22 protein-coding genes are annotated in these 23,535 nt (G+C 44.4%); 9 read left to right on the top strand and 13 right to left on the bottom strand.

What is annotated here, in order from left to right; all coding sequences use genetic code 11:
• Positions 1-5: 5 nt before the first annotated feature.
• From mfd to purR, 6 genes are all read right to left on the bottom strand, one after another.
• On the bottom strand, positions 6-3,452 hold the full coding sequence (mfd, locus tag Q7P33_RS09055; protein ID WP_303869518.1) for a transcription-repair coupling factor: 3,447 nt from the start codon (positions 3,450-3,452) through the stop codon (positions 6-8).
• Positions 3,453-3,540: 88 nt separating this feature from the next.
• Entirely contained in the window at positions 3,541-4,167 is a 627-nt protein-coding gene (gene pth, locus Q7P33_RS09050) for an aminoacyl-tRNA hydrolase (RefSeq protein WP_303869516.1), read from the bottom strand.
• Positions 4,168-4,175: 8 nt separating this feature from the next.
• Positions 4,176-5,135: a ribose-phosphate pyrophosphokinase gene (locus Q7P33_RS09045; protein WP_303869515.1), complete on the bottom strand. Its 960-nt coding sequence runs from the start codon at positions 5,133-5,135 to the stop codon at positions 4,176-4,178.
• Positions 5,136-5,192: 57 nt separating this feature from the next.
• Entirely contained in the window at positions 5,193-6,551 is a 1,359-nt protein-coding gene (gene glmU / locus Q7P33_RS09040) for a bifunctional UDP-N-acetylglucosamine diphosphorylase/glucosamine-1-phosphate N-acetyltransferase GlmU (protein ID WP_303869512.1), read from the bottom strand.
• A gap of 80 nt (positions 6,552-6,631) precedes the next feature.
• A complete protein-coding gene (gene spoVG / locus Q7P33_RS09035; protein ID WP_111888046.1) occupies positions 6,632-6,955 on the bottom strand; it encodes a septation regulator SpoVG in 324 nt (107 codons plus the stop codon).
• A gap of 199 nt (positions 6,956-7,154) precedes the next feature.
• Positions 7,155-7,958 carry a pur operon repressor gene (gene purR / locus Q7P33_RS09030; RefSeq protein WP_148637907.1) on the bottom strand — a complete coding sequence of 268 codons (804 nt, stop codon included), beginning with the start codon at positions 7,956-7,958 and terminating at the stop codon, positions 7,155-7,157.
• Positions 7,959-8,221: 263 nt separating this feature from the next.
• Here purR and murC point away from each other — a divergent pair, with 263 nt between their 5' ends.
• From murC to Q7P33_RS09005, 5 genes are all read left to right on the top strand, one after another.
• Positions 8,222-9,640, top strand: coding sequence for a UDP-N-acetylmuramate--L-alanine ligase (murC, locus tag Q7P33_RS09025; RefSeq protein WP_303869504.1), 1,419 nt, complete (start codon positions 8,222-8,224; stop codon positions 9,638-9,640).
• 60 nt (positions 9,641-9,700) lie between these two features.
• Positions 9,701-9,988, top strand: a complete 288-nt coding sequence (locus tag Q7P33_RS09020) for a hypothetical protein (RefSeq protein ID WP_303869501.1) — start codon at positions 9,701-9,703, stop codon at positions 9,986-9,988.
• A 134-nt stretch (positions 9,989-10,122) separates the two neighbouring features.
• Positions 10,123-10,893 carry a prolipoprotein diacylglyceryl transferase gene (locus Q7P33_RS09015; protein WP_303869499.1) on the top strand — a complete coding sequence of 257 codons (771 nt, stop codon included), beginning with the start codon at positions 10,123-10,125 and terminating at the stop codon, positions 10,891-10,893.
• A 57-nt stretch (positions 10,894-10,950) separates the two neighbouring features.
• Complete coding sequence (locus tag Q7P33_RS09010; protein WP_303869496.1) at positions 10,951-11,808, top strand: DUF4190 domain-containing protein; 858 nt, start codon at positions 10,951-10,953, stop codon at positions 11,806-11,808.
• A gap of 52 nt (positions 11,809-11,860) precedes the next feature.
• Positions 11,861-13,186, top strand: coding sequence for a patatin-like phospholipase family protein (locus tag Q7P33_RS09005; protein ID WP_303869494.1), 1,326 nt, complete (start codon positions 11,861-11,863; stop codon positions 13,184-13,186).
• Between the two features lie 30 nt (positions 13,187-13,216).
• Here the strand turns inward: Q7P33_RS09005 and Q7P33_RS09000 are convergent, their stop codons facing one another.
• Both Q7P33_RS09000 and Q7P33_RS08995 read right to left on the bottom strand, forming a co-directional pair.
• Positions 13,217-13,717, bottom strand: coding sequence for an SEC-C metal-binding domain-containing protein (locus Q7P33_RS09000; protein WP_286805224.1), 501 nt, complete (start codon positions 13,715-13,717; stop codon positions 13,217-13,219).
• 81 nt (positions 13,718-13,798) lie between these two features.
• On the bottom strand, positions 13,799-14,125 hold the full coding sequence (locus tag Q7P33_RS08995) for a hypothetical protein (RefSeq protein ID WP_303869487.1): 327 nt from the start codon (positions 14,123-14,125) through the stop codon (positions 13,799-13,801).
• Between the two features lie 137 nt (positions 14,126-14,262).
• Here Q7P33_RS08995 and Q7P33_RS08990 point away from each other — a divergent pair, with 137 nt between their 5' ends.
• The 4 genes from Q7P33_RS08990 (at position 14,263) to Q7P33_RS08975 (ending at position 18,483) form a co-directional block, all read left to right on the top strand.
• Positions 14,263-15,315: a hypothetical protein gene (locus Q7P33_RS08990; protein WP_303869484.1), complete on the top strand. Its 1,053-nt coding sequence runs from the start codon at positions 14,263-14,265 to the stop codon at positions 15,313-15,315.
• Between the two features lie 278 nt (positions 15,316-15,593).
• Complete coding sequence (locus tag Q7P33_RS08985; RefSeq protein ID WP_303869481.1) at positions 15,594-16,514, top strand: efflux RND transporter periplasmic adaptor subunit; 921 nt, start codon at positions 15,594-15,596, stop codon at positions 16,512-16,514.
• 3 nt (positions 16,515-16,517) lie between these two features.
• Positions 16,518-17,246, top strand: coding sequence for an ABC transporter ATP-binding protein (locus Q7P33_RS08980; protein WP_303869478.1), 729 nt, complete (start codon positions 16,518-16,520; stop codon positions 17,244-17,246).
• The gene (locus Q7P33_RS08975) at positions 17,233-18,483 is read left to right on the top strand and encodes an ABC transporter permease (RefSeq protein WP_303869476.1); all 1,251 of its coding nucleotides are present in this window, start codon (positions 17,233-17,235) and stop codon (positions 18,481-18,483) included. Before Q7P33_RS08980 ends, Q7P33_RS08975 begins: the two co-directional genes overlap by 14 nt.
• Before the next feature lie 97 nt (positions 18,484-18,580).
• Here Q7P33_RS08975 and Q7P33_RS08970 read toward each other — a convergent pair whose 3' ends face one another.
• The 5 genes from Q7P33_RS08970 to Q7P33_RS08950 all read right to left on the bottom strand — a co-directional run bounded on the left by Q7P33_RS08970 (position 18,581) and on the right by Q7P33_RS08950 (position 23,224).
• Positions 18,581-19,171: a hypothetical protein gene (locus tag Q7P33_RS08970; protein ID WP_303869473.1), complete on the bottom strand. Its 591-nt coding sequence runs from the start codon at positions 19,169-19,171 to the stop codon at positions 18,581-18,583.
• A 45-nt stretch (positions 19,172-19,216) separates the two neighbouring features.
• On the bottom strand, positions 19,217-21,187 hold the full coding sequence (locus tag Q7P33_RS08965; RefSeq protein WP_303869470.1) for a tetratricopeptide repeat protein: 1,971 nt from the start codon (positions 21,185-21,187) through the stop codon (positions 19,217-19,219).
• A gap of 99 nt (positions 21,188-21,286) precedes the next feature.
• On the bottom strand, positions 21,287-21,823 hold the full coding sequence (locus Q7P33_RS08960; protein WP_303869467.1) for a DUF1697 domain-containing protein: 537 nt from the start codon (positions 21,821-21,823) through the stop codon (positions 21,287-21,289).
• Between the two features lie 48 nt (positions 21,824-21,871).
• A complete protein-coding gene (locus Q7P33_RS08955) occupies positions 21,872-22,606 on the bottom strand; it encodes a hypothetical protein (protein WP_303869464.1) in 735 nt (244 codons plus the stop codon).
• A 264-nt stretch (positions 22,607-22,870) separates the two neighbouring features.
• Positions 22,871-23,224 carry a VOC family protein gene (locus Q7P33_RS08950; RefSeq protein ID WP_303869461.1) on the bottom strand — a complete coding sequence of 118 codons (354 nt, stop codon included), beginning with the start codon at positions 23,222-23,224 and terminating at the stop codon, positions 22,871-22,873.
• Between the last annotated feature and the right edge of the window lie 311 nt (positions 23,225-23,535).

The raw sequence follows: 23,535 nt of genomic DNA, 5'->3' as shown, positions 1-23,535 counted from the left end.
TTACCTTAATTCTTAGCGGGAGTCAGTCGACCCAAAAATTCACCCAGAGCTTTCAGATAGGGTTGATCACGCTCATGTTTTAAAACGATCCGCCAACGGATCTGATCGCCTTTACCGGCATTAAACTTAATATTATAGCAATTAAACAGTTCCTTCATCAGTTCCGGATCGGGAATGGGAATTTCTCTGGTACTGTCAAAAGTGAATAATACCGAGTTACCGCGCTCCCGGATTTCCGTCATTCCCAGCATTCGGCCCAGATGTTTAATCATTGCCAGCGACATCAGGTTATAAACCCCATCTGGGATTTCCCCAAAGCGATCCAACAGTTCATCTTCCAGTTCATCATAATCCGCCTGGGATTTGACATAGGAGAGTTTCTTATAGATATCATATTTTAACTCCTCATCCGCAATATATTTTTCTGGAATATAGCTGCTGACATTGAGGTTAATTAACAGTTCGCTGGCTGAGAAATCCATTTCTTTGCCCAGCCGCTCATGAATGGCCTGATCCAGAATCCGACAGTAAAGCTCATAGCCAATGGTGGCCAGATTACCGGACTGAGCCGCTCCCAGAATATTTCCCGCACCACGGATTTCGAGATCCCGAAGAGCAATTTTAAAGCCTGAACCAAAGGCAGTAAAGTCTTTGATGGCTTTTAAGCGTTTCTGGGAAATTTCTGAAAGCACCTTGGGCCGATGGGTCACATAGGTATAACCTTGAACATCGGATCGCCCAACCCGCCCCCGGAGCTGATACAATTGGGACAGCCCCATATAATCGCCATTGTCAATGATCAGGGTATTGGCATTTTTAATATCCAGTCCCGATTCAATAATCGTGGTGGTCACCAGGATATCAAATTCCTGTTCCAAGAAATCAACCATGATGTCTTCCAATTCCTGTCCGGTCATCCGGCCATGGGCCACCACAATTCGGGCTTCCGGAACCAGCTTTTGAATTTTTCTAGACACTTCAAAGATATCATGAATCCGGTTGTGGACAAAATAGACCTGGCCCCGCCGAGCCAGTTCCCGCTCAATCGCATCTTTGATAATCGCTTCATTGTATTCCATCACGTAGGTCAGAACCGGCCGACGGCCCGCCGGAGGCTCGTCGATAACGCTCATATCCCGAACCCCGATCATTGACATGTGCAAAGTTCTTGGAATCGGGGTGGCACTGAGGGTAAGTACATCAACATTTTCTTTGAGTTGCTTGATCCGTTCCTTATGACCAACCCCAAAGCGTTGTTCCTCATCAACCACCAGCAAGCCCAGATCTTTAAAGATTACATCTTTTGATAAAAGCCGGTGTGTACCGATGATCAAATCCACTTGACCGGCAGCGAGTTGTTTTAAGGTTTTATCCTGATCGGATTTCGACCGGAAGCGGCTGAGCAGGCCAATACTGACCGGATATTTGTTAAATCGCTCCAGTGCCGTCTGGTAGTGCTGCTGCGCTAAAATGGTGGTGGGCACCAGAAAAGCCACCTGCTTGCCTTCCATTACCGCCTTAAAGATCGCCCGCAGAGCGACCTCCGTTTTACCATAACCGACATCCCCGCAGAGCAGCCGATCCATCGGTCGGGGCGACTCCATGTCTTCCTTGATTTCATCCACCGCCTGGAGCTGGTCGTTGGTTTCCTCATGCGGAAATGAATCCTCAAATTCCTGCTGCCAGCTGGAATCGGGACCAAAGGCATAGCCCTTTAAATTCTGGCGTTTGGCATAAAGAGCAATCAGCTCATCGGCCATTTCTTCAACAGCCGCCTTGACCCGCGATTTAGACTTGCTCCAGTCATTCGTGCCCAACTGGTTAATTTTCGGCTTTTTCTCACCAGTTCCCACATAAACCTGGATGGCATCGAGCTGATCCACCGGACAATAAAACTTGGCTTCATTGGCATATTCAATAACCAGTAAATCTTTAATCGTCTCATCGATTTTTAATTGTTCAATTCCCCGATAGACCCCGATGCCGTGGGTATCATGAACCACAAAGTCCCCCTGATTCAATTGGGTAAAAGTATCAATCTTACGCCCCTTTTGGCGGCGGCGCTTTTTCCGCTGGGTCGATTCTTTGATGATTTCACTTTGATTGATACAAATCAGCTTTTCATTGGTCAATTCAAAACCGCCGCTGATTTCGCCGGTAACCAGCTGAACTCCCGGCAAGGCCTGATTGGTAAAGCGATGAATATCCGCATCAGTCAATATTTTTTTGAGCTTTTCGATGCCCGCCTGATCCCGGGCCCGTAAATGAATGATCGCATCCTGTTTTAGCTGCTTTTGAACAAATTCGATAAATAGCGGCATCTGCCCCAGGAACGAATCGTTTTCTTTGACCGCTAAATCCAGGCTCATTCCTTTTTTACCCCGTGAAGTAAATAAATGGAGTTTTAACTGCGGCTGGTTCTCCAGCGCTTTCTCAATTTTTGAAAAAGAATTAAATTTGTTTTTTTCTTCCGAAAACATTAACTGTTCATCCATCAGGGTCTGAAAGTCACTGTGCAACTTATTGACAAAAACGCTCTGGGCTTCCTTAATGCGCGGCGGCTCATCCCATATCACCAGCGCAGCTCCCAGATAATCGGTGAGCATTCCTTCGGACTTGATAAAGGCAAACAAGGTTTCGTCGTGGCTTCCCGGATCTTCGTTAAGCCGTTCAATCAGCGTCTGATAACCGGGAATGTCACCATAATTTTTTAAAATCTGCTTGAGGGCTTTTGCTCGCTCATCATCCGCCAGAATAATTTCCCGTCCCGGAAAAATCGTCACCTGATTAAGCGAGTCAGTTGATAACTGGGTTTGGGGATCAAAGGTTCTAAGCGATTCAATGGTATCGCCAAAAAAATCGATCCGGTAGGCTTCTTCGCCGGTCGTGGAAAACACATCAATGATCCCACCCCGGTGGGCAAACTGGCCCCGGGCCTCGACCTGGGAAACTGATTCATACCCCAATTCAAAGAGGCGCTTTGTCAATTCAACCGGATCACAGCTGTCCTCTACTGTCAGGGAAAAGCTTAGTTCCTGAAATTTTTCTCGGGGCATTTGTTTTTTTAGCAGGGTTTCCGCTCCCATCACCACTACAAAATGGTTATCGGACAACAGCTTTTCAAATACAATCAACCGCTGGTGATTGATTTCCTGACTGTGAACATCGGCAAAATAATCATGAATCGGTTCAGCCGGAAAATAAAGCACCTGATCCCCGAGCAGCATCTCCAGATGCGCAGCTGTTTTCTGAGCCTGATAATCGGTTGCTGCAACATAAAGAATCCGGCTCTGCATCTGGCTTTCAATCAGCCCGGTTAGAACTTCTTTAAAACTGTTGTTAACATTGGAAAGGTTAATGATTTCTCCCGGGGCCAGATTATTCAAAATGGTTTGGATGGCTTCACCCTTTAAAAGGTTTTGATAAAGTAATTCCATACGTTCTTCTTTCATTTTAAAACAAGGATAGCCCGGGTTTTAAACCCGGGCCCCTGTTTTGTATTCTTTTTCGCACGTCTAAGTCCTGCTCTTTTATCGTCTTTTATTCCGATTTTTCCAGTGTGTTTGATTCTGCAATCTTATCTTCTGCTGATTTTTCAATCTTTTTTCGCACATTGATCTGGTTCATCGCCAGATCAACGCCCTGCTTGACAAAAATATCCACCCCTTTTGCCGCTTCCATCACAGCAGTTTCCATGGCCGGAAATTCACTTTTGGGAAATCGTCCCAACACATAGTGCACCAATTCCGAACCCAGCCGGGGCCGACCAATGCCGATCCGGATGCGGGAGAAATCGGGATTACCCAGATGTTGGATAATCGATCGCATGCCGTTATGGGTCCCGGCACTGCCCCGCTGGCGAATCCGTACATCCCCGATAGCCAGATCGATGTCATCATAGACCACCAAAAGATTTTCCAGCGGAATCTCATAAAAATTCATCAACCCAGCCACGCACAATCCGCTGTTATTCATGTAGGTGGTCGGTTTGGCCAGCATAATTTTATGCCCCGCTTCACGATAGACCCCGGTTAAGCCATGCTGTTCTTTCTTGGTGATAGCGATGCCCTTTTTATCACTGAGATAATCAAGGGTTTCAAAGCCGATATTATGCCGGGTTCCATCGTACTCTTTGCCAATGTTTCCCAATCCAACAATCAGATGCATTGCAAAGCCTAAACGTATCTTCCCACAAAAAGCTTACTCAGTGAGCGACCAAAATGGACATAGTCAATCGCGCGACCAAAAAGAGTTCCTGTGGATAAAATCTTTATCTTGTCGATTTGTTTTTCCTTGGGAATAATCAAGGTGTTGAGCGTAACCAGTTCCTCAATGGCGGAATCCTGAATCCGCTGGATGGCTGGACCGGAAAACACCCCATGGCTGCAGGCCGCAAAAACTGAACTGGCACCCAGATCAATCAGCGCATTGGCCCCAGAGGTGATGGTACCAGCCGTATCAATCATATCATCGATCATGATACAGTTTTTCCCTTTAACATCCCCAATAACGTTCATAACGGCGGTTTCATTGGGGCGGGGACGTTCCTTGTCGATGATTGCAAACGGGCAATTCAGACTTCTGGCCAACTTTCTGGAACGCTTGACGCTGCCCACATCCGGGGAAACCACAACCATGTTTTCGAGTTTCTTTTCCCGATAGTATTCAGTAATCAAGGCCCCGCCGGACAAATGATCCAGGGGAATGTCAAAGAATCCCTGAATTTGATTGGAGTGAAGATCCATGGTGATAACCCGATCGGCTCCAGCGGTGGTTAAAAGGTTTGCCACCAGTTTAGCGGTAATGGGATCCCGGGATTTGGCCTTCCGATCCTGTCGGGCATAACCATAATACGGAATGACAGCGTTAATTCGTCCTGCCGAAGCCCGTTTCATGGAATCAATAAGAATCAGTAATTCCATTAAATTTTCATTCACCGGGGTTCCAGTCGACTGAATCACAAAAACATCTGCCCCCCGAACCGATTCAAAGACATTAACGCCGATTTCCCCGTCACTAAAGGAAACCACTTCAGCGTTACACAGCTGAACTTCTAAATATTCGGCAATTTCCTGTGCCAATGCGATATTTGAGTTTCCAGCAATAATCTTAATTCCACTATACTTTCCATCCATGCGTTTCTTACCTCTTCTTAATTTTCTCAATTTTTCTATTGTAAATGGTGTGAACGGCTATTTTTTTAAATAGCCAACCTTGTTGACCTGTCGGGCTCTGGCAATCGCCAGGCTGTCTTCCGGAACATCGTCAGTGATAGTCGATCCAGCGGCGATGTAGGCCCCCTCTTTTACCGTAACCGGGGCAATCAGATTAGTATTACAGCCAACAAAGGCATCTTTTTCAACAACGGTTCGGTATTTTTTCTTGCCATCATAATTAACAAACACCGTACCACAGCCGAGGTTGACATTTTCACCAACATCCCCGTCCCCAATATAGGTCAGGTGAGAGGCTTTAGCGCCATCAGCCATGGTGGAATTCTTAACTTCCACAAAATCTCCAACCTTGCAATGCTTACCAATCTGGCTTCCCGGCCGAATATATGCATATGGTCCAACGCTGGTGTACTCGTCAACGCTACTATCCAGTATTGTGGAATTCTGAATAGTAACATTATTCCCAATTTTTGCGTCAACTAACCGACTATTTGCACCAATGACACAATCTTTTCCAATTCTCGTCTGACCTTCCAGTATGACCCCGGGATAGAGCACCGTGTCCTGATCAACAATAACCCGAGCGCCAACATAGGTAGCGGCCGGATCGATAAAGGTCACGCCCTTGTCCATCAGTTTTTTATTGATCCGTTTTCGCATCACTGCTTCGGCTTCAGCCAGCTGTACCCGGGAATTAATGGCCTGGATGTCTTCGAAATCCGGCGTCACATAGGTGCCGGTCGTTTTTCCCATTCTCCTGAAGATCTCAATAACATCGGTGAGATAATACTCACCCTGAGCATTGTCGGTTTTTAGTTCTTTAAGCGCCAGAATCAAACTCTGGGCATCAAAACAATACATCCCGGAATTAATTTCTTTAATCTGCTTTTCAGTCGGTGTCGCATCTTTTTCTTCTACAATTTTAAGCAGCTCACCAGCACTGTTTTTGATCATCCGGCCATAACCGCTGGGCTCTGCAAATTCCGCCGTTAAAACCGTGGCGGCATAACCACCGTTTTCATGGGCAGCAATCAGGCCGGTCAGGGTTTCTTCTTGAATCAGTGGCGCATCGCCAACTAGCACAATCAGATTTCCCTCCAGTTCATCAAAAAAGGGCAGCGCCTGAATTACTGCATGTCCCGTCCCCAATTGTTCCTGCTGGAAATAGGTAACGATCTCCGGTGGTAGGCTTGCTTTAACCAGTTCGGCTTGAAACCCAATAATTACGCCAATTTCAAAAATTCCTGAAGCCTTGCTGACCGCTATCACATAATCCAGAATATTCTCCCCACAAACCTGATGAAGTACCTTGGGCTTCTGGGAGCGCATCCGGGATCCTTCTCCGGCTGCCAAGATAATAACTCGTGAATGGTTCATATTATTCTCCAAACATTTATAATAATTAACAACAAAAAAAGGGAAACGCTTCCCCCTTTTTAACTTTTTTTGTTTAATTTTTATTCTTCTTCGTAATCTACTTCTAATTCAACTGTTGCTTCTTCTTCATTGGTTACTTGATTATCCTCTTCTATGGCCTTTTCGTAAGCGCGCAGGACACTTTCCTGCATTTCACGACGGGTACCCATGTTAATGGGATGTGCGATATCCTTGAATTCGCCGTCCGGCGTTTTTCGACTGGGCATCGCAATAAAAAATCCGCTTTGACCCTCAATTACCTTAATATCATGAACAACAAATTGGTCATCAAAAGTAACCGAGACAATCGCTCTCATTTTACCCTCTGGATACGTTTTCCGTACTCTTACGTCTGTTATTTCCATCTCGTAAGCCTCCCCTTTGAAATAAAGTCACATGTCTAGGTATATACTAACACAAATTCAACTATATTAAAACAAAAACCTTGAAATTTTTCCATTCTTACTTATTTTCTAAAAGGGTAAAAAAACAAATAATTTCTTTAATTTCAGGTACTGCCAATCGATTGAATTATAAAATGTGACACCATATTTATTTCAATTTTCAGCTTTCTAAATGCAGAGAAACCCGCAATCCCGATTCCAGGTTTTCATCATCCATCCAAATCAGTGGAGTGAACTGTTCAACCAGTTTTTCAGCCGGGGATCGGGTCACAAAAATAACACAGATTCCCATTACCTCAGCGCCCACCTCTTCCATCAGGTTCATCATCCCTTTGGCGGTTCCGCCGCCTTTCATAAAATCGTCAATAACCAATACTTTCTTACCCTGCAGATCAATCCGGCGACTGAGATACATGGTTTTGATTTTATTGGAGGAGCCGGAAATATAATTGACACTGGTGGTTGCTCCTTCAGTTACCCGATTGGAACGACGGATCAGTCCCATTGGCACATTGAGATAATGGGCCGTTTCCATGGCTGCCGGAATACCTTTTGTTTCGGTGGTGACAACATACTCGATCCCTATTTGACCATATTTTGAGGCTATGATCCGACCAATGTTTTTAGAATAGCGGGGATTAGAGAGGATGTCGCTGTAATAAACAAATCCCCCCTGAATTTTCCGGGCTGGCGACTGAAGCTGATCCGCTATTTCTTTGAGGATACTGACCTCTTCTTCTCTGGTGACCTGGGGATGATAAACGACCCCCCCGGATGCCCCGGAATAGGTTTCGACATAGCCAGTACCGGTCAGTTCAATGGCATTTTTGACAATCGCCACATCTTCGCAGACACTCGATTTGCCCGCCTCCAGCAAGTCGGTAAAATAATTATAACTGAACACCTCGTTGGGATGGTCTGACAATATTTTTGTGATAACACTGATTCTTTCATTTTTTTTCATTTTCCACCTATGAAGGATTTGATTAAAATCCGAACATTATTCTCAATATCTATAATATTATTCATATTTCCGCAAAAGTGCAAGTTTTTTTTAATCTTTACTCAGCGGAAACACCTATGTTATAATTCGATTTAAAGTGTTTTTCCTGATTTTGGATGATATTTCGATTATTTCGTCCTTATCCTCAACCGACATGTGAACACTTATAATTAAAACATTAAGAAATATTTAAGATTTTATCACCAAATAAAGGAGCTGATTATTTGAAAGCACAACTAGAAAACAAATTCAACCGACCCATCAATAAATTATTCTTCATTGGAATTGGCGGGAGCAGCATGAGTGGCCTGGCTACGATGGCTTTGTCCCAAGGTTTTTCCATTGAGGGTTCGGATATGATTGCTTCCTCCTATACTGAAAAACTTGAAGGCCTGGGTGTCACGGTTCATATCGGACACAGTTATGATAATATCCCCGCTGACACCGATTGTGTTGTTTATTCAGCCGCTATCCACGATGACAACCCGGATATGGTCAAAGCCACCGATTTAAATCTTCCCAAAATTGAACGTTCAAGTTTCCTGGGTCTCTTTTCCCATATCTTTGATAAAACCATTGCGGTTTCCGGAACCCATGGTAAAACGACGACCTCCTCGATGGTTGCCTGTCTACTCCAGCACGCCGATCTGCGTCCCAGCCTGAGCATTGGCGGCAAACTTGACGAATTCGGCGGCAATGCGGTGATTGACGGCAAAGATTTTTTTGTCGTGGAGGCCTGTGAATATGTGGACAGCTTTCTGACAACGTCTCATTCCATTGGCATCATTACGAATATTGAAGAAGACCATCTGGATTATTTTAAAGATGGCATCAAACAGATCAAAGCGTCTTTTACAAAATTCGGCAAGATCCTGCCAGCCGATGGTCTGATGATTGCCTACGGCGATTCTCAGGATGTTCTGGACGTGGTGGCTGATTTAGCCTGTCCGGTGGTTACTTACGGTTTAAATAAAACCAATGACTGGTACCCCGCCAACATTGTTTATGATAAGGTCGGCAAGCCCAGTTTTGATGTCTATAAAAAGGGTGAATTTTATGGTCATTATCAATTGATTATTCCCGGAGAGCATAATGTTCTTAACGCTCTTTCTGCCATTATTTGCGGGGATTTCCTGGCCATTCCACTCGAAACATCCGTCGCTGCCATGGCAAAATTCAGCGGTGCCAAACGCCGTTTCGAATTCCGGGGGGAAGTCAACGGCATCAACGTTTATGAAGATTACGCCCATCACCCGACAGAGTTAAAAGTGGTTGTGGATGCCTGTCTCAATTATGAGCACAATAAACTGTGGGTTGTTTTTCAACCGCATACCTATTCACGAACCTTCTTTTTCTTTGATGAATTCGTCGATGCGTTTGCCAAAGCCGACTATGTCATTCTCAACGATATTTATTCTGACCGGGAAGGCAATAGCTGGAACATTTATTCCGAAGATCTGCAAAAAGCCATTGAAGCAAAATACGGCATTCCCACTGTCACCATTTCGGCTTTTGAGGATATCGTCAAGTATCTGACTGACCACCTCTGCCCGAATGATCTGGTGCTGGTGGCCGGTTCCCAAACGATCAACCACGTCGCCTTTGATCTGGTGGATAAGTTAAAAGAGATTCATAATTCTTGACATTTTTTCTAAGCAGGAGTATCCTAAAGAGAGAACTATTTTTTACTTTAGGAGGCTTATATGGAACAGTATAATAATAAGGCCATTGCTTCCCTAGTGTTGGGAATCGTATCCTTGGTTAGCATCGTATGGAGCTACTTCACTATTATTGGTATTATCTGCGCTATAGTCGGTTTGATTTTTGCCATCCAAATTCGTAAAGCTGGCGAATTGGAAGGATTTAAACCAAGTAGCATGGCAACTGCCGGTTTGGTCCTTAATATCATTGGTCTTGCCCTATGCGCAATTGTCCTGATCGCTTGTGTTGCCTGTGTCGGACTATTGGGCACAGCAGCGATGTTTAGTTGATTCAGGTGTTTTAAAATAGACGATTTCCATCGTCTATTTTTTTTACCCGCAGTCCCCAAACCGTCAACTTTTAAACGACCACCGTCCATGACCTGTTTGGAGCCAATCTTAACCATAATTCAAAAAGGAGTCTTATGTATCCGATCATTCATTTTTTTGATTATTCCATCCCTACCTTTGGTGTTTTATTTTTGCTGGGAACCGGTGCCGCGTTTTTATTGGGCGTCTACACCGCCCGAAAATATCATATCACCACCATGGATGCAATGTTTTTTGGTCTCTTTGGGATCATCGGCGGCATCACCGGGGCCAAAATACTTTACATTATTGTCGACTTACCAAACCTGCTCGCCAACCCGGAAACTGCCCTGATTCGCCTTGCCACTGGTGGTGCGGTATTTTATGGGGGACTGATCGGCGGCCTTTTGGGAGGCTATTTTTATACCCATATTTATCATCTGCATGCCATTCAATTTTTCGACATCGCCGTCCCCTGCCTGGCTCTGGCTCAGGCCTTTGGCCGGATCGGCTGTTTTTTTAATGGCTGCTGCTATGGGATTCCCTACGAAGGGATCGGTGCCGTTTACTATCCAGTGGGGGCGTATCCACCATCGGGAATCGGACTGTTCCCAGCCCAATTGTCAGAATCAGTCTTTCTGTTTATTCTGACGCTGGTTCTGATCGCCGTGTTGTGGAAAAGCAAAGCTTGCGGTATGACCACCGGTGTTTACTTGCTCGCCTCAGGACTGTTTCGTTTCATCAATGAATTTTTCCGGGCCGATCCCCGAGGTGCCATTGGATTTCTCTCAACTTCTCAATTTATCAGCCTGCTCGTTATTGGTTTAGGCATCTTATTCTTAATGAAGATCCCTCAGCAGCTTTATGAAAAATACTTGAAACAATAGTTATTTAGATGACTTTAGGGTATAATTAGGATATTACTATTTTTAGGAGGTTTTGTTATGCATATGTATGATGATTATCTGGGCGATATTTCTTCCCGGCCCGACAGTTTTATGGCAATTATGCCAGTTATTATGTCCGTTCTTGGTATTATTTTAGTCGTTAGTCTGGTGATCGGCCTGATCTGCTATGTTTTTAATTCCCTTGGTCTTTATACCATGGCCAAAAACCGAAATCTTGATAACCCCTGGTTGGCCTGGATTCCCTTAGCCAGCAGCTACCTGATGGGCGAATTGATCAACGATGATGTTTCCATCAGTACCTGGCACATTCCCTATGCCAAGCTCTTTCTTCCGCTGATGGGGTTGGCCCTAACCGTAGTCATGACCATTCTCGGGTTTATTCCCTATTTAGGGGCCTTTATGGGGATTATATTATCACTGGCTTTGAGCTTTTACTATTATGCTGCTCAATTCTGGCTTTACAGCATCTATGACAAAGATCATCGGGTTCTTTATCTGGTTCTCAGCATCATTCTCCCTTTCCTGGGACCGATTTTTGTTTTTGTTATCCGCAATCGGGATGCCTACGATGAACGTCACCCCGAAGGCGTAATCACCGAAACTTACGATTCCAAGTCAATCCTGGCTCTGACCCTGGGGATCTTCTCAATTGTCAGCTTTATCACCCTAATGGGCAGCGGTTTGCTTACCGGTGCTGTGGGCCTGATTTTTGGAATGATTGCCATGAAAGAACGAAAACTTCAGGGGCTACCCACCGGCATGGCGATGGCTGGTTTGATTTGCTCCATCATTGGTATGGCCTTTACGGTACTGATGATCTTTGCCTGCATTGCCTGTGTGGGATTAGGCGGCATGGGCATGCTGGGTGGTTTGATGAACGGGATGTATTATTAATCGAAACCGTTTTTTAACTTTCATTTCATAATGACAGCGAGGTGAATTTTTAATGTCATACCAACAGTATGGTCTGGTTCTCAGTGGTGGCGGAGCCAAAGGTGCCTTTGAAATGGGTGTCTGGAAAGCCCTTAAAGAATGTGATTATTCTCTGGGGGCAGTCATCGGAACCTCCGTCGGAGCCCTGAATGCTGCCATGATTGCGCAGGATGATTATGACATTGCCATGGAATTCTGGTCCAATCTCACCATTAACCAGGTTCTTGATTTAAATGAAATAATGACCAATACCTATGTTGATCAGTGGTCAAAAGAGAGCTTTGATGCTTTTCGCAATGGTTTTTTAACAGCGCTATTCTCAGACGGTTTGGATATTTCGCCATTGCGCGACAATCTGACCCGATTAATCTGTGAAGAAACCATCCGAAACTCACCGATTCGTTTTGGACTGGTCACGGTTGATATCACCAGTCTGAAACCACGTCAACTGATGATTGAAGACATTCCCCAGGGCCAGCTGATTGACTATCTGCTGGCCAGTGCTGCCCTACCGATTTTCCAGAAACAGGAAATCGATGGTAAAACCTATCTCGATGGGGGATTCTTTGATAATGTCCCAATTAATTTTATGCTGGAACAGAATTTTTCTCAGATTATTTCAGTGGAATTCCCGGCTCCTGGAATGCGAAAATGGGTGCGGGATAATAATGCTGAAATCATTACGGTTAATAATTCCGAATTTCTTGGCGGGATCTTGAATTTTGATACCCGTCAGATTGAACAGAACATCCAACTCGGTTATCTGGATGCCATGAAAGTGTTTGGGGCACTCGATGGCAAGCACTTTTATCTGAACACACAAAAAAGCAATACCTTTTTCAAAAAATTTATCAACACTTTGGGACAGCCCCTTTCAAATAAAAAACAGTTGCAAAAAATGCTGGCCTTACTTAATTTACCCGGCACTGCCAGCCAAAGTGATGTTTTGGACGCACTTGAAAATTTGTTAAAGAAAACATCGTTCAAAAATCAACCGCTTGGCCTTGGTATGCTGGAAATCACCGCAAAAAGCATGGGGGTACCCCGGCTGGAAAATTATTCTGTTGATTTTTTCATCAAGGCCATTCTCAAAGAATTGAATCGCCTTCTGGATGAAAACCTCACCCTATTGGATAACCCCAAAATTATCGGAACCTTTTTAACGCCATCGAACGGCAATTATCTCCGCTACAATTTCATCACCTTTTATATCGTCTTTTTAAGTATCCGGGGTGATCTCAGTCCCGAGCGGATGTCGACATTTTTGAGCAAATTTTCGGCGGACATTTCCCTCTCAATGATCACGATTTTCTACATCCATGAAATCATCAACCATTAAAAAAAGAGCTTTCGCTCTTTTTTTAATGTGTTAACGGCCGCAGCACTTTTTATATTTTTTTCCAGAACCACACGGACAGGGATCATTGCGGCCCACCTTTACTTCGTTCACCACTGTTTTTGAACGCTTGTATTCTTTTTCCAGCTCAAGGCGTTCATCCTCAGTGAAAAAATTGTTCCATTCTTCCAAAGTATAAAGCCACTCCGCCGGCACTGCCAGCATATTTTTATAAAGTTTGGCAAAATCGATTTCCAGTCTGATTTGCGAATCCAGCTCAATCGATTCCAGATCAATGGGGGTTATCAGACTTTCGCTGATTCCATCCAGAAAACCCATGTATTGGGGTGGAACCATCTTGCTCTCGTTCGCCAGATCTTCAAATCGGCCTTCAACGACAGTGATTTTTTCACCTAGAATCTTCTGGTAGAGGACTTTTTCCTCAGCACAGTATTTTTCCCAAAAGGCATTTTGCTCTTCCTGAGTATTGCAATTCTCTTCGATGTAGCTCTTCCACGCTTCGTATAAACTCATTCAATTTCTCCTCATAGTAATCTAAGCATATTATATCCCAAAAACACCCGAAGATAAACCATTTTCTGCTAAACCCTGCAATTACTTCACCAGTTCGATGGTAACTGGATTTACAAAAGGTGGCTCGCTCATACCGACCTGGTTTTTGATAGTCAGTTTAATCGTCTGACCCTTCTCCGGTACAAAATCGAGGCTGTCAAACCCCTGCATATTAACTCGGGCCTGATTAAAATTCTCATTATCCAACACCGTGACCAGCAGTTCAGTGTCACTTACTTCGTCAATGGTAGCCGTAAAGCTGATACTATCTGCCAGTTCATCGGTTTTTGCCTTGGAGCTGCTGTTACAGCCAACCAATAACCCCATCGCCACGATAACCATGATCAATAATCCAATTCTTTTTTTCATTTTATCCTCCTATTGAACCTTCTTTGTTCATCAGCATTCAGCCAACACCTGTAATTAAATTAAAGCAGTTATTGATTATAATTCCATTCCAGTTTACAATGATTATATGATCAATACATGCAGAAAGGAATAATATATTGAAAACGAACAACCCTGACCAAGCCCAGGTAAAAAACAACCAACCTCAGCACGATGAAGAATTGGTTTCCGTTTTGATACGCTATCTGTGTCTGACTTTAATCGGTGCGGCGATCATCAGTGTGTTATTAAATCTGATTCTCCTTCCTATTTTAAATGGTAACCCACTGATCAGCATTCTGTCTATATTTGTACCCAATTTATTGGCTTTTATTATCATGGCTCATATCATTCGCAAAAAATTAAGCTATCTTAAAACACTCCAAAAAGGATCTGAACGCGTTGCCTCAGCAAACTTTGAAACGTATATCCCCCTTCAGGGAAATAACGAGCTCACTGACATTGCCAATAATGTCAACTTGATTCATGATCTGTATGAAGCTAAATCCAAAGCTGAATCCCTGGCCAAAATGGAAAATCATCATATCATCACCTCTGTTTCCAATAAGATCCACGCTCCCTTATCGGGTATCATCGGCTATCTCGAACGCATTCAAAACCCTGATGAGCATGATGTCTCCAAAAAGGAAGCATACTTAAAGATTGCCCTGAAAAAAGCTTATCAGGTCATCAATTTTATCGACGATCTTTTTGAACACGCCTTTACTGACAATGGCAAAGGCTACTATCAGTTTAAAGTCTATAATGGCAAACCCCTGATTCATCAGTTGCTGAGCGCTTCCACCAAAGCTCTAGAAGAAGCCGGCTATGAAGTGATCCAGGAAAACTGTATTGAACGGGATTTTTCGTTATGGGTTGATCTGGAACAGCTGCAACGGATTTTTGACTATCTGACTTCCAATATTATTAAGTACGCTGACCCCGATAAGCCCGTTGATTTTGGATTGATCCTCAATAAAAATGAACTCTGTCTTATTCTGCGTAATAAAACCATTAATAATCCCGACGCTGTCGGCAAAAAAACCATTGATACTGACGGTTCCAGTCTGGACTCCTGCCGTAAAATCATTACTCGCCATCAGGGTCGGATCGACTATTATCAACTGAACCAGCTATTTAAGGTCGAACTGATTCTGCCGATTCACCAGTAGTCATTCAACGATTCAAGACTCTCATTCGGGGTCTTTTTTTATTGTCAAAAATTCTTAAGAATTTGGGTAACTCGCTCTTCATAATTAACCATTATACTTAAATCCATTGGTGATCATTTGTTTTGCGATAGAAGCAGTTGAAAACACTAAATAAAATTATAAAAAGTGCTTGACAATCATCACGATTCGTATTACTGTATTAATTACTTAATACAGTAATACGAATCGTGATGATACGAACTCGTTTTCCAAATCCCACACCCAAAAAAGGAGAAGTTATGAAAAGAAAAGGAATTATTTTATGTGTTGTACTTGGGGTAGCCCTATTGATTGGCGGGGGTGCCTATGTTTATGCCAATTCCCAGCCCGCCCCGACAGTCGCGGTTAAAACTGCCCCGCTCTCCAAGGCAACCCTGCAAAACACAATCTCAGCCACAGGCGTGATCGAAAGCTACACCAAAGTCAAAGTCAGCGATACCAGCAATGATAATATCGAAAAAATTTATGTTTCAGTTGGACAATGGGTAGCCAAAGACGATTGGTTATGTCAGCTCTATAACAAAGCCGATGACAGCTACAGCTATGTTAAAGCCACTACCAGCGGAACCATCACGGCCATGAACGCCGTTAAAGGAAACCCTGCCAATGGCGAACTATTTACCATTGAGGATACCAATGACCTGAAGGTTCGCGGCAAGGTTAAAGAAGCCGATCTGAACCATATCCATGAAAACATGCCAGTGCTGGTCAAAGCCGATGCTACCGGAGATAAGATCTTCCCAGGAAACCTGACTAAAATCGCCCCAACGGCAATAAAAAACGAGAATTCCTCTGCCAACGCAACAGCCACCAAAGCTGAATTCGAGGTTGAAGTTGATCTTCCATCTGATGTCACCGGGCTAAAAATCGGGATGACCACCCGCCTGAACATTGTCAGCGAAGAACGGGCCGATGTATTCTGTGTTCCCTTTGAAGCGCTGGTTGTGAATGATGCCGGTCAGACTTCGATTTATATTGCCAAAGAAAACCCAGTTGAACAGGGCTCCTATACCGTTGAAGCGATTCCGGTCACCACCGGACTGGAAACCGATTCTTTAATTGAAATCGCCGGCGATCAGCTCAGTGAAGGGCTGGCCATTATTTCCCAACCGCAAACCGTCTCACCGGGAATGGCCGTTTCTGTGGAAGCCGGGGTCTAAACAATGCGCAAGAAAATTATTGAAATGCGGGGGATTGTCAAGACCTATTATCAGGGAACTCCCAACGAGCTGGAAATTCTCCACGGGATTGATTTGGATGTTTATGAAGGCGAGTTCTTATCGATTGTCGGCGCTTCCGGTTCCGGCAAATCCACTCTGATGAATATTCTCGGGGCCCTGGATCGCCCCACCAAAGGACACTATTATCTGGATCATCTACCGATGGAAAATGTCAAGGACGATGGCTTATCGCAAATCCGTAATAAAAAAATTGGCTTTGTCTTTCAGACCTTTAATCTGATCCCCCGTTCCACCGCCTTAAAAAACGTCGCTCTGCCAATGCTATACGGCGGGGTGCCCCGCAGTGAACGCTCCCGGCGAGCGGCGGATTTGCTGCAGCTGGTGGAAATGAGTGGTCGTTCCCATCACCGCCCCAATGAATTATCCGGTGGTCAAAAACAGCGTGTGGCGATCGCCCGGGCGATGGCCAACGATCCGGCCATCATTCTGGCCGATGAACCGACTGGCGCCCTGGATAGCCATACCGGTCGTCTGGTTATGGACATCTTCCATCGACTCCATCAGGAACAAGGAAAAACCATTATTCTGATCACCCATAATGCCGAACTGGCTGAAGAAACCGAACGAACCATCCGGCTCAGGGATGGCTCGATCGTCGATAACCGTAGAAATAATCAATATCAATTGGGGGGCTACTATGAATCTGTTTGAAAATATTCGACTGGCCCTGGAAGGCTTGCGGGCCAATAAAATGCGGGCACTGCTTACCATGCTGGGGATCATCATCGGAATTGCCTCGGTGATGGCCATCTCCACACTGGGTTCAGCCATGACTGGATCGGTCACCAAAACGATGGATAAGATCGGCGGCAAAAATATTATGGTTTCACTGTCGCCCAAAAATTACGATACCCAATCCACCCTGCAGGAAGACGATCTGATTACCCAGGAAGAACTTGATGCGTTTCGAAACACCTATAGCGACCAGATTAAGGCCATTAGCTTTTCGACCGGGATGGGCTCGGGCCAACTCAACAGTGGCTTCATCCATAAAGATGTCAGCATCACCGGCGCCAGCCCGGACTATGGTCTGGTTAACAATGTCAACCTGGTTCAGGGCCGTTTTATCAGCAACCGGGACATGGATGGAAACCGCAACGTCATCATCATTGATACGACGCTACGAAATAACCTGGTTGGTGTAGATGGCGACGTGATCGGTAAAGAAGTCCAGGTCGACACCAAGTCCACCAACGAAACCTACACGGTCATTGGCGTCTACGAAAAAATGGTAATTGACAATCCCTTGTTTTACATGGGTGACGATACCCGGGTCGAGTGTTTTATTCCCATCACGACCGCCAAATCACTGAATCCCGATACAGCCAACACGGTTGGTTATGAAAGCTTCACCATCATGGCCACTTCCAACACCGACTCCGCTGCCTTTGCTCAGACTACCAAAGATTATTTTATTAAAGGGATGAGTCCATTATCCGACTTTACCATTGAGGCCCAAAGCCTGGAAGCAATTGCCAGTGAAGCTACCGGTATGCTCGGCACCTTATCCCTGGGTATCTCAGTGATTGCCGGTATCTCGCTGCTCGTTGGTGGCATTGGGGTTATGAACATCATGCTGGTATCCGTCACCGAGCGAACTAAAGAAATCGGCATCCGCAAAGCTTTAGGAGCCCGTAATTCGGCGATCCGCAGTCAGTTTATCATCGAAGCGATGATTATCTGTCTGATCGGTGGAATCATTGGCGTTGGCCTCGGCTCCGTTTTGGGGATAACAGGCAGTACCCTGATGAAATTCCCGTCAACACCACCCATTGGCCCAATGATCATTGCACTTTGCTTCTCGATGGCCATCGGCGTCTTCTTTGGTTTTTATCCAGCCAATAAGGCCGCCAAGCTTGATCCGATTGATGCGCTACGATACGAATAACTGTGTTGCTTTATCCGCCTGGGAAATTTTGTAAAATAGGATTTGATTAAATAAAGCTTTATCCTCTGCTTCTTTTTAAGCACTGGATAAAGCTCTTTTATTTAATCATCCTTTCAAGCGCATTAAAGATCTCATCCATCCCTTGATAATAGGCGGGAATCGTATGCCGTTTGGTTGTTCTTTTAAATGCCTTTCCATCAGAACTGTATTCTTCCCAGCCTTCATTGAGCGATTCGTTTTCAATGGTTCCTTCGATTACGATGCTTCCATTGGATCGCCGCTTTAAATTCTTCACCTGCCGAATAAAAAAGGTGTCGGCGAAAAGGTATTCTGCCTTGCCGTCTGCGGCGAAACTTGTCTCCTTAGCTGTCTCCACCTGCCAGTGGGACATGCGTGTCCTCAGCAGGTAATGAACAACTGTTTCTTTTTCGAGCCGGACATAACTTCGCAAACGCATCTTTTTTGTATGCCAATAATGATAGAGTGCCACACCCTTTACAAACACCAGGTTGATAAAGCACAGGAACGCAAATCCGACATCCCAATAATATTTTGCCTCCGGGTTGACCCCGGTCTCCCAGATTCCGATCAGAATACCATCCACAGCAAACGACAGAAGCAAAACCAACAGCAGCCACGGAAGCCGGATGCGTCGATAGGCAGCTGCGTCAAATTGATATGTGTCCATGCTAGTATCCTCTTTTATCTTCTTATTTAAGGTTGCATTTGGCATCTAATGTGGTCTCCATTTAATGGCCTCCGGTAAACCGGCTTTGGCGGCTTTGTTTATCCAGCGTCGGCCTTCTTCCTGATTTGGAGTTGTGCCGATGCCATAATAAAGCAATTGGCCGGCACCAAACATCCCCCATTTGTCACCCAACTCCGCTGACTTGCGATACCAGGCAAATGCCTGTTTTTCATCCTTTTCCACACCAAACCCATTTTCATAGGCGTCGCCGATATTGTACATGGCGCTGGCCTGTCCTTGGGCCGCCGCCTGGGTAAATAGCTTGAATGCTGTTTTATAGTTTTTCCTGACACCACGCCCCTGGTGGTAGTAAAAGCCCAGTTTAAGCTGAGCATCACTGTGCCCCCGTTCCGCTGCTTTTTCAAACCAGCAAGCCGCCTTTTTAAAATCAGGCGGTGTGACATCATAGCCATAAATATAACCCAGCATGTACTGGCTGTGGCTCGAGCCCTTTTGAGCGGCCTTGTGATAAAATTGCTGGGCTTTCTGCAGGTTTTTTTTGGTACCGTAGCCCCAATAATGGCAGTAAGCCGCCCATTCCCAGCCAAGGCTGTTATCCGCCTGCGCTGCCTGGTTAAAATATGAAAATGCCTTTTTACGATCCGGTGGGATCGTACCGACGCCATGTAAATGCATGGTTCCCAGTCGCACGAGCGCATCCGTCTGTCCAAAATTTGCCGCTTTTTCAAAACAGCTAACCGCTATTTCATAATTAAATAAGGTCTCATCATAGCCGTAAATCATCCCCATCATGTAATAGCTGTTATAAAGTCCATATTTGGCCGCTTTTTCATACCACCTCAAGGCTTCACACCTGTTTTGCAACACGCCTTTGCCTTCATACAAGCAGTACCCCACCAATTCCCAACCGCGGGGAACATCTTTCGTGGCGGCCTGGGTAAAATAGTTGAAAGCTTTTTCCTGATCCGGCATCATTTCTCCCGCACCGTCAAAGTACAAATTTCCAAGTTCAACCAGCGCCTGATCATCCCTCGCAGCCGCTGCCAGCTCCAGGCTTTTTATGGCAAAGTCTATCTCTGGTTCTTCCGACTTGTACAATGCAATGCCCAAATCAGTCATTAATTTTGCATCGACCATTTTGGCAGCCAGTGATAAATAATAAAATGCTTTGTCCGCATCTTTGGGAACGCTTTTTCCCTTGATCAGGCATTCTGCCAGTGCGATCTGGGCGCTTCCGATCCCCTCATCGGCAAGCTCTGTCAGAATTGACAGGCCTTTTTTGCAATCCTGCGAAGTATCAACATTATCCAGATATCGTCGTGCGACACGGATAAGCGGGGTATACTCACCATACTCCAGCGCCTTTTTCGCCCAGACTTCATTGCGCTCAATACCATATCCACTTTTCTGTGCGAGCTCAAAAACAGCCGCCCGGAATCCTTTTTCGGCGGCCTTTTCCATCCAGCCGATGGCTTTTGCATGATCGATCGCCCCAACAAGGCCGGCACCATGTAGCCATCCCAGCAGATACTCTGCATAGCCTTCCTCCACCGCCATCCAGCGCTCGTCTTCATCGAAGCATTCCATTACATGAGGAAAGTCCGCAGACAGCGACTCAGCGTTTTCATCAGTGACTTCCTTATGAACCGCCAGTGTGAGCAACCGGTAGGCCTCAGCATAATCCGTCATCACATCGTCCTTATCAATATGCAAGCAAGCGGCAGCAATTTGGGCGGGTGCGTAGTTATGATCCGCCGCACGAAGATACCAAAAAAGCGCCTTTTCGTTGTCCCTGACAACACCAAGCGCATTTTGATAAAGAATTCCAAACAGATATTCCGCCTGCGGGTTTATGCTTCTAACGGCAACCTCAAGGGCCTGTTTCGCATCTTCGTATTGGCACTCTGTGAGATAATCTTTTGCGAGCTCCAGATACGCTTCGCTTTCAATTGTAAGCTCGATTGCGCCTGAGGGTAGATGATTCCAATTTTTCATTGCTTCGTTCCTTTGGCATTCTGATGGAATAAAATTATTTCTTTGTAATCGATTAGATTCATACTAATCAAAAAATTTAACGAGCGGCCTTAATCCCGTCTAAATATTTCTCATCATTTCATAGAGCTTTCGGGTGGTGTTTACATTTCGCACCGTCATTTTTTTATAAAGATCGGTACCGACAATTTTGATCAAGCTGCTACGGGTGACATTTTTTCTTGCGACCGACCAGATAATGACACCAGTGGCCGATAAGGCGGTATCGATACCGGGTTTGACAGTCAACTTTTCCATTACTGCAGTTTCGTCCAACCCACTTTCCAAAAACAACACATCGCATTTCATGGTATCATCATTTTTCCAGTCAGCAGGCAAGATTTCCATTAAGCATTCAAACTCAGTCAAACTGCGGATTAATACCGGAATATCCAGATCATACTCCTGATAAATTTCCTGACGCAATTTCTTTTCCAACACATCTTTGGTCTGGTGATCGACAAAAACTACATTTCCGGAATTAATATACGTCACCACCGATTCCAGACCTAAGCGAAGAAAGGTCTCTTTTAACTGTTTCATTCCGATTTTGTTTTTTCCACCCACATTGATACCTCGCAACAAGGCAACATACACCATAATTTCACCTCCAATTCAAGTTTGGGAGTCTGCTCAGTTCCCCGCTGATCAGCCGATAATGTACATATACCGACTTGCGTTTCCCGTTTCATAGAGCTGTATTCCCATTTTTTGCTCGTTCATCTTATCCACATACAAATCATAGTTCCCCTCACTTTTAAACGCTGCTTTTCGCTTTTCCAGAGCACTTAGTGATCTTTCGTACAGTATTCGCTCATTTCTACTATAATCAATCATTTCATAAGGAACCTGAAGGTTTTTTAAGATGTCGGCAACTCTTGTGAAGTGACCCTGCAATATGCGCTTATCCACCGCATCATCAAACAGATATTGAGAATAGAACAAATAGACCCGGTTGTTTTTAACGGCGCACAAAGACCGTATCAGTGCCTCCGAGTCACAGCTGAAATAAATACTGTCAACAGACAAGGTAACGGTCGGTTGTAGTTGGAAATCAATGAAATTGTCAATATCACCTTGCAGATATTTAGCGTTTTCAATTTCGATGGTATCGCTGTCCAGCTGATCAATACCAATGCCGAAACAGCGGTATTTTTTGACCAGTGCATTCACTATGCTGCCTGACCCACACCCCAGATCCAAAACTGTGTCGTCTACAGATAAGGGTATCAAGTCAAAAACGAAGTCAAGCTGCTCTTTGTCCATCATGTTGAAAAGATACATGCGGTAGCCATAAACTTCTTCACAGTAGTCCAGATATGCTTTACTCTTTGTCAGGCGCTTGATCTTATTGTCAAATTCCTGTTTGATGCTGTTATCCAAATAAACGCCCCCTTGTATGAATTGAGATCGATTGAGTTGAGAACAGACAATTAAATTTCTTATTATGTTCTCATTCAATGCCCGGTATAACTCAGAATAACAAATGTCGGATAAGGATAAAAGAAACTCTTTAATCATTGTTTCTTAAAAACATTGTGTTCAAAAGCTCTGTTAAATAGGCTGTTGACTCAAACAAATAATCATTATTCTGATTTATTAAGCGTTAATTAAATTTTACAAGTAACATACCCCTGGCACCGAGACCTAATGATGTTCTACATACTCTACAATCGACCCATCTAAGTGTTTAACTGTCATATTGATGCCCGTAGGCACTGCTGTCAAATCGCGAATAATTGTGGCACCATTAGCTAATAATAAGTTTTTAAAATCCTTGATCGAATCAACTAAAATCGTTGCTTTTGTCTCTCGAAATGGTTTTAGGGCTTCATTCGAGCCGGCCAGAATTAAAATATTCCCAATCTGTGCCAATTCCAGATCTTTATCGGGATACTTAAATCTCAACTCACATTTTTCATTCAATATTTTTTCGTAAAAATCAATGGATACCTCAATATCTTCTACATAGAATCGGTTTAATATTTGTTTTATTTCCATAATACACCTTTCTAGTCCGTTCTCAATTTCTCATCAACAAATCAAGTAACCAGGCACCAACTACTAAGAAACAGCTCTATCTCTGATTCTCTTATCGCAGCGACAGCTTGTTCACCTTCAACTAATAATTCCTGGTCATCTCATGGAATCGGACACTCCGAAATAAATGTCCATAATAAACATGACTTGCTTCTGCCTTTTTTTCTTCTTTTCTGTTTATGCAATCGCTTCGAATGGCTTTATTGTACCACTAAATGGAAACAGAAGATAGAAAAAAACGCCCAACAAACAGTCAGGCGTTTAAAAATCGC

Source organism: Acetobacterium wieringae, assembly GCF_026646375.1.
Lineage (GTDB): Bacteria > Bacillota > Clostridia > Eubacteriales > Eubacteriaceae > Acetobacterium > Acetobacterium wieringae_A.
Note: the sequence above shows the minus strand (reverse complement) of the source record. Positions and strands in the feature narration are given on the sequence as shown.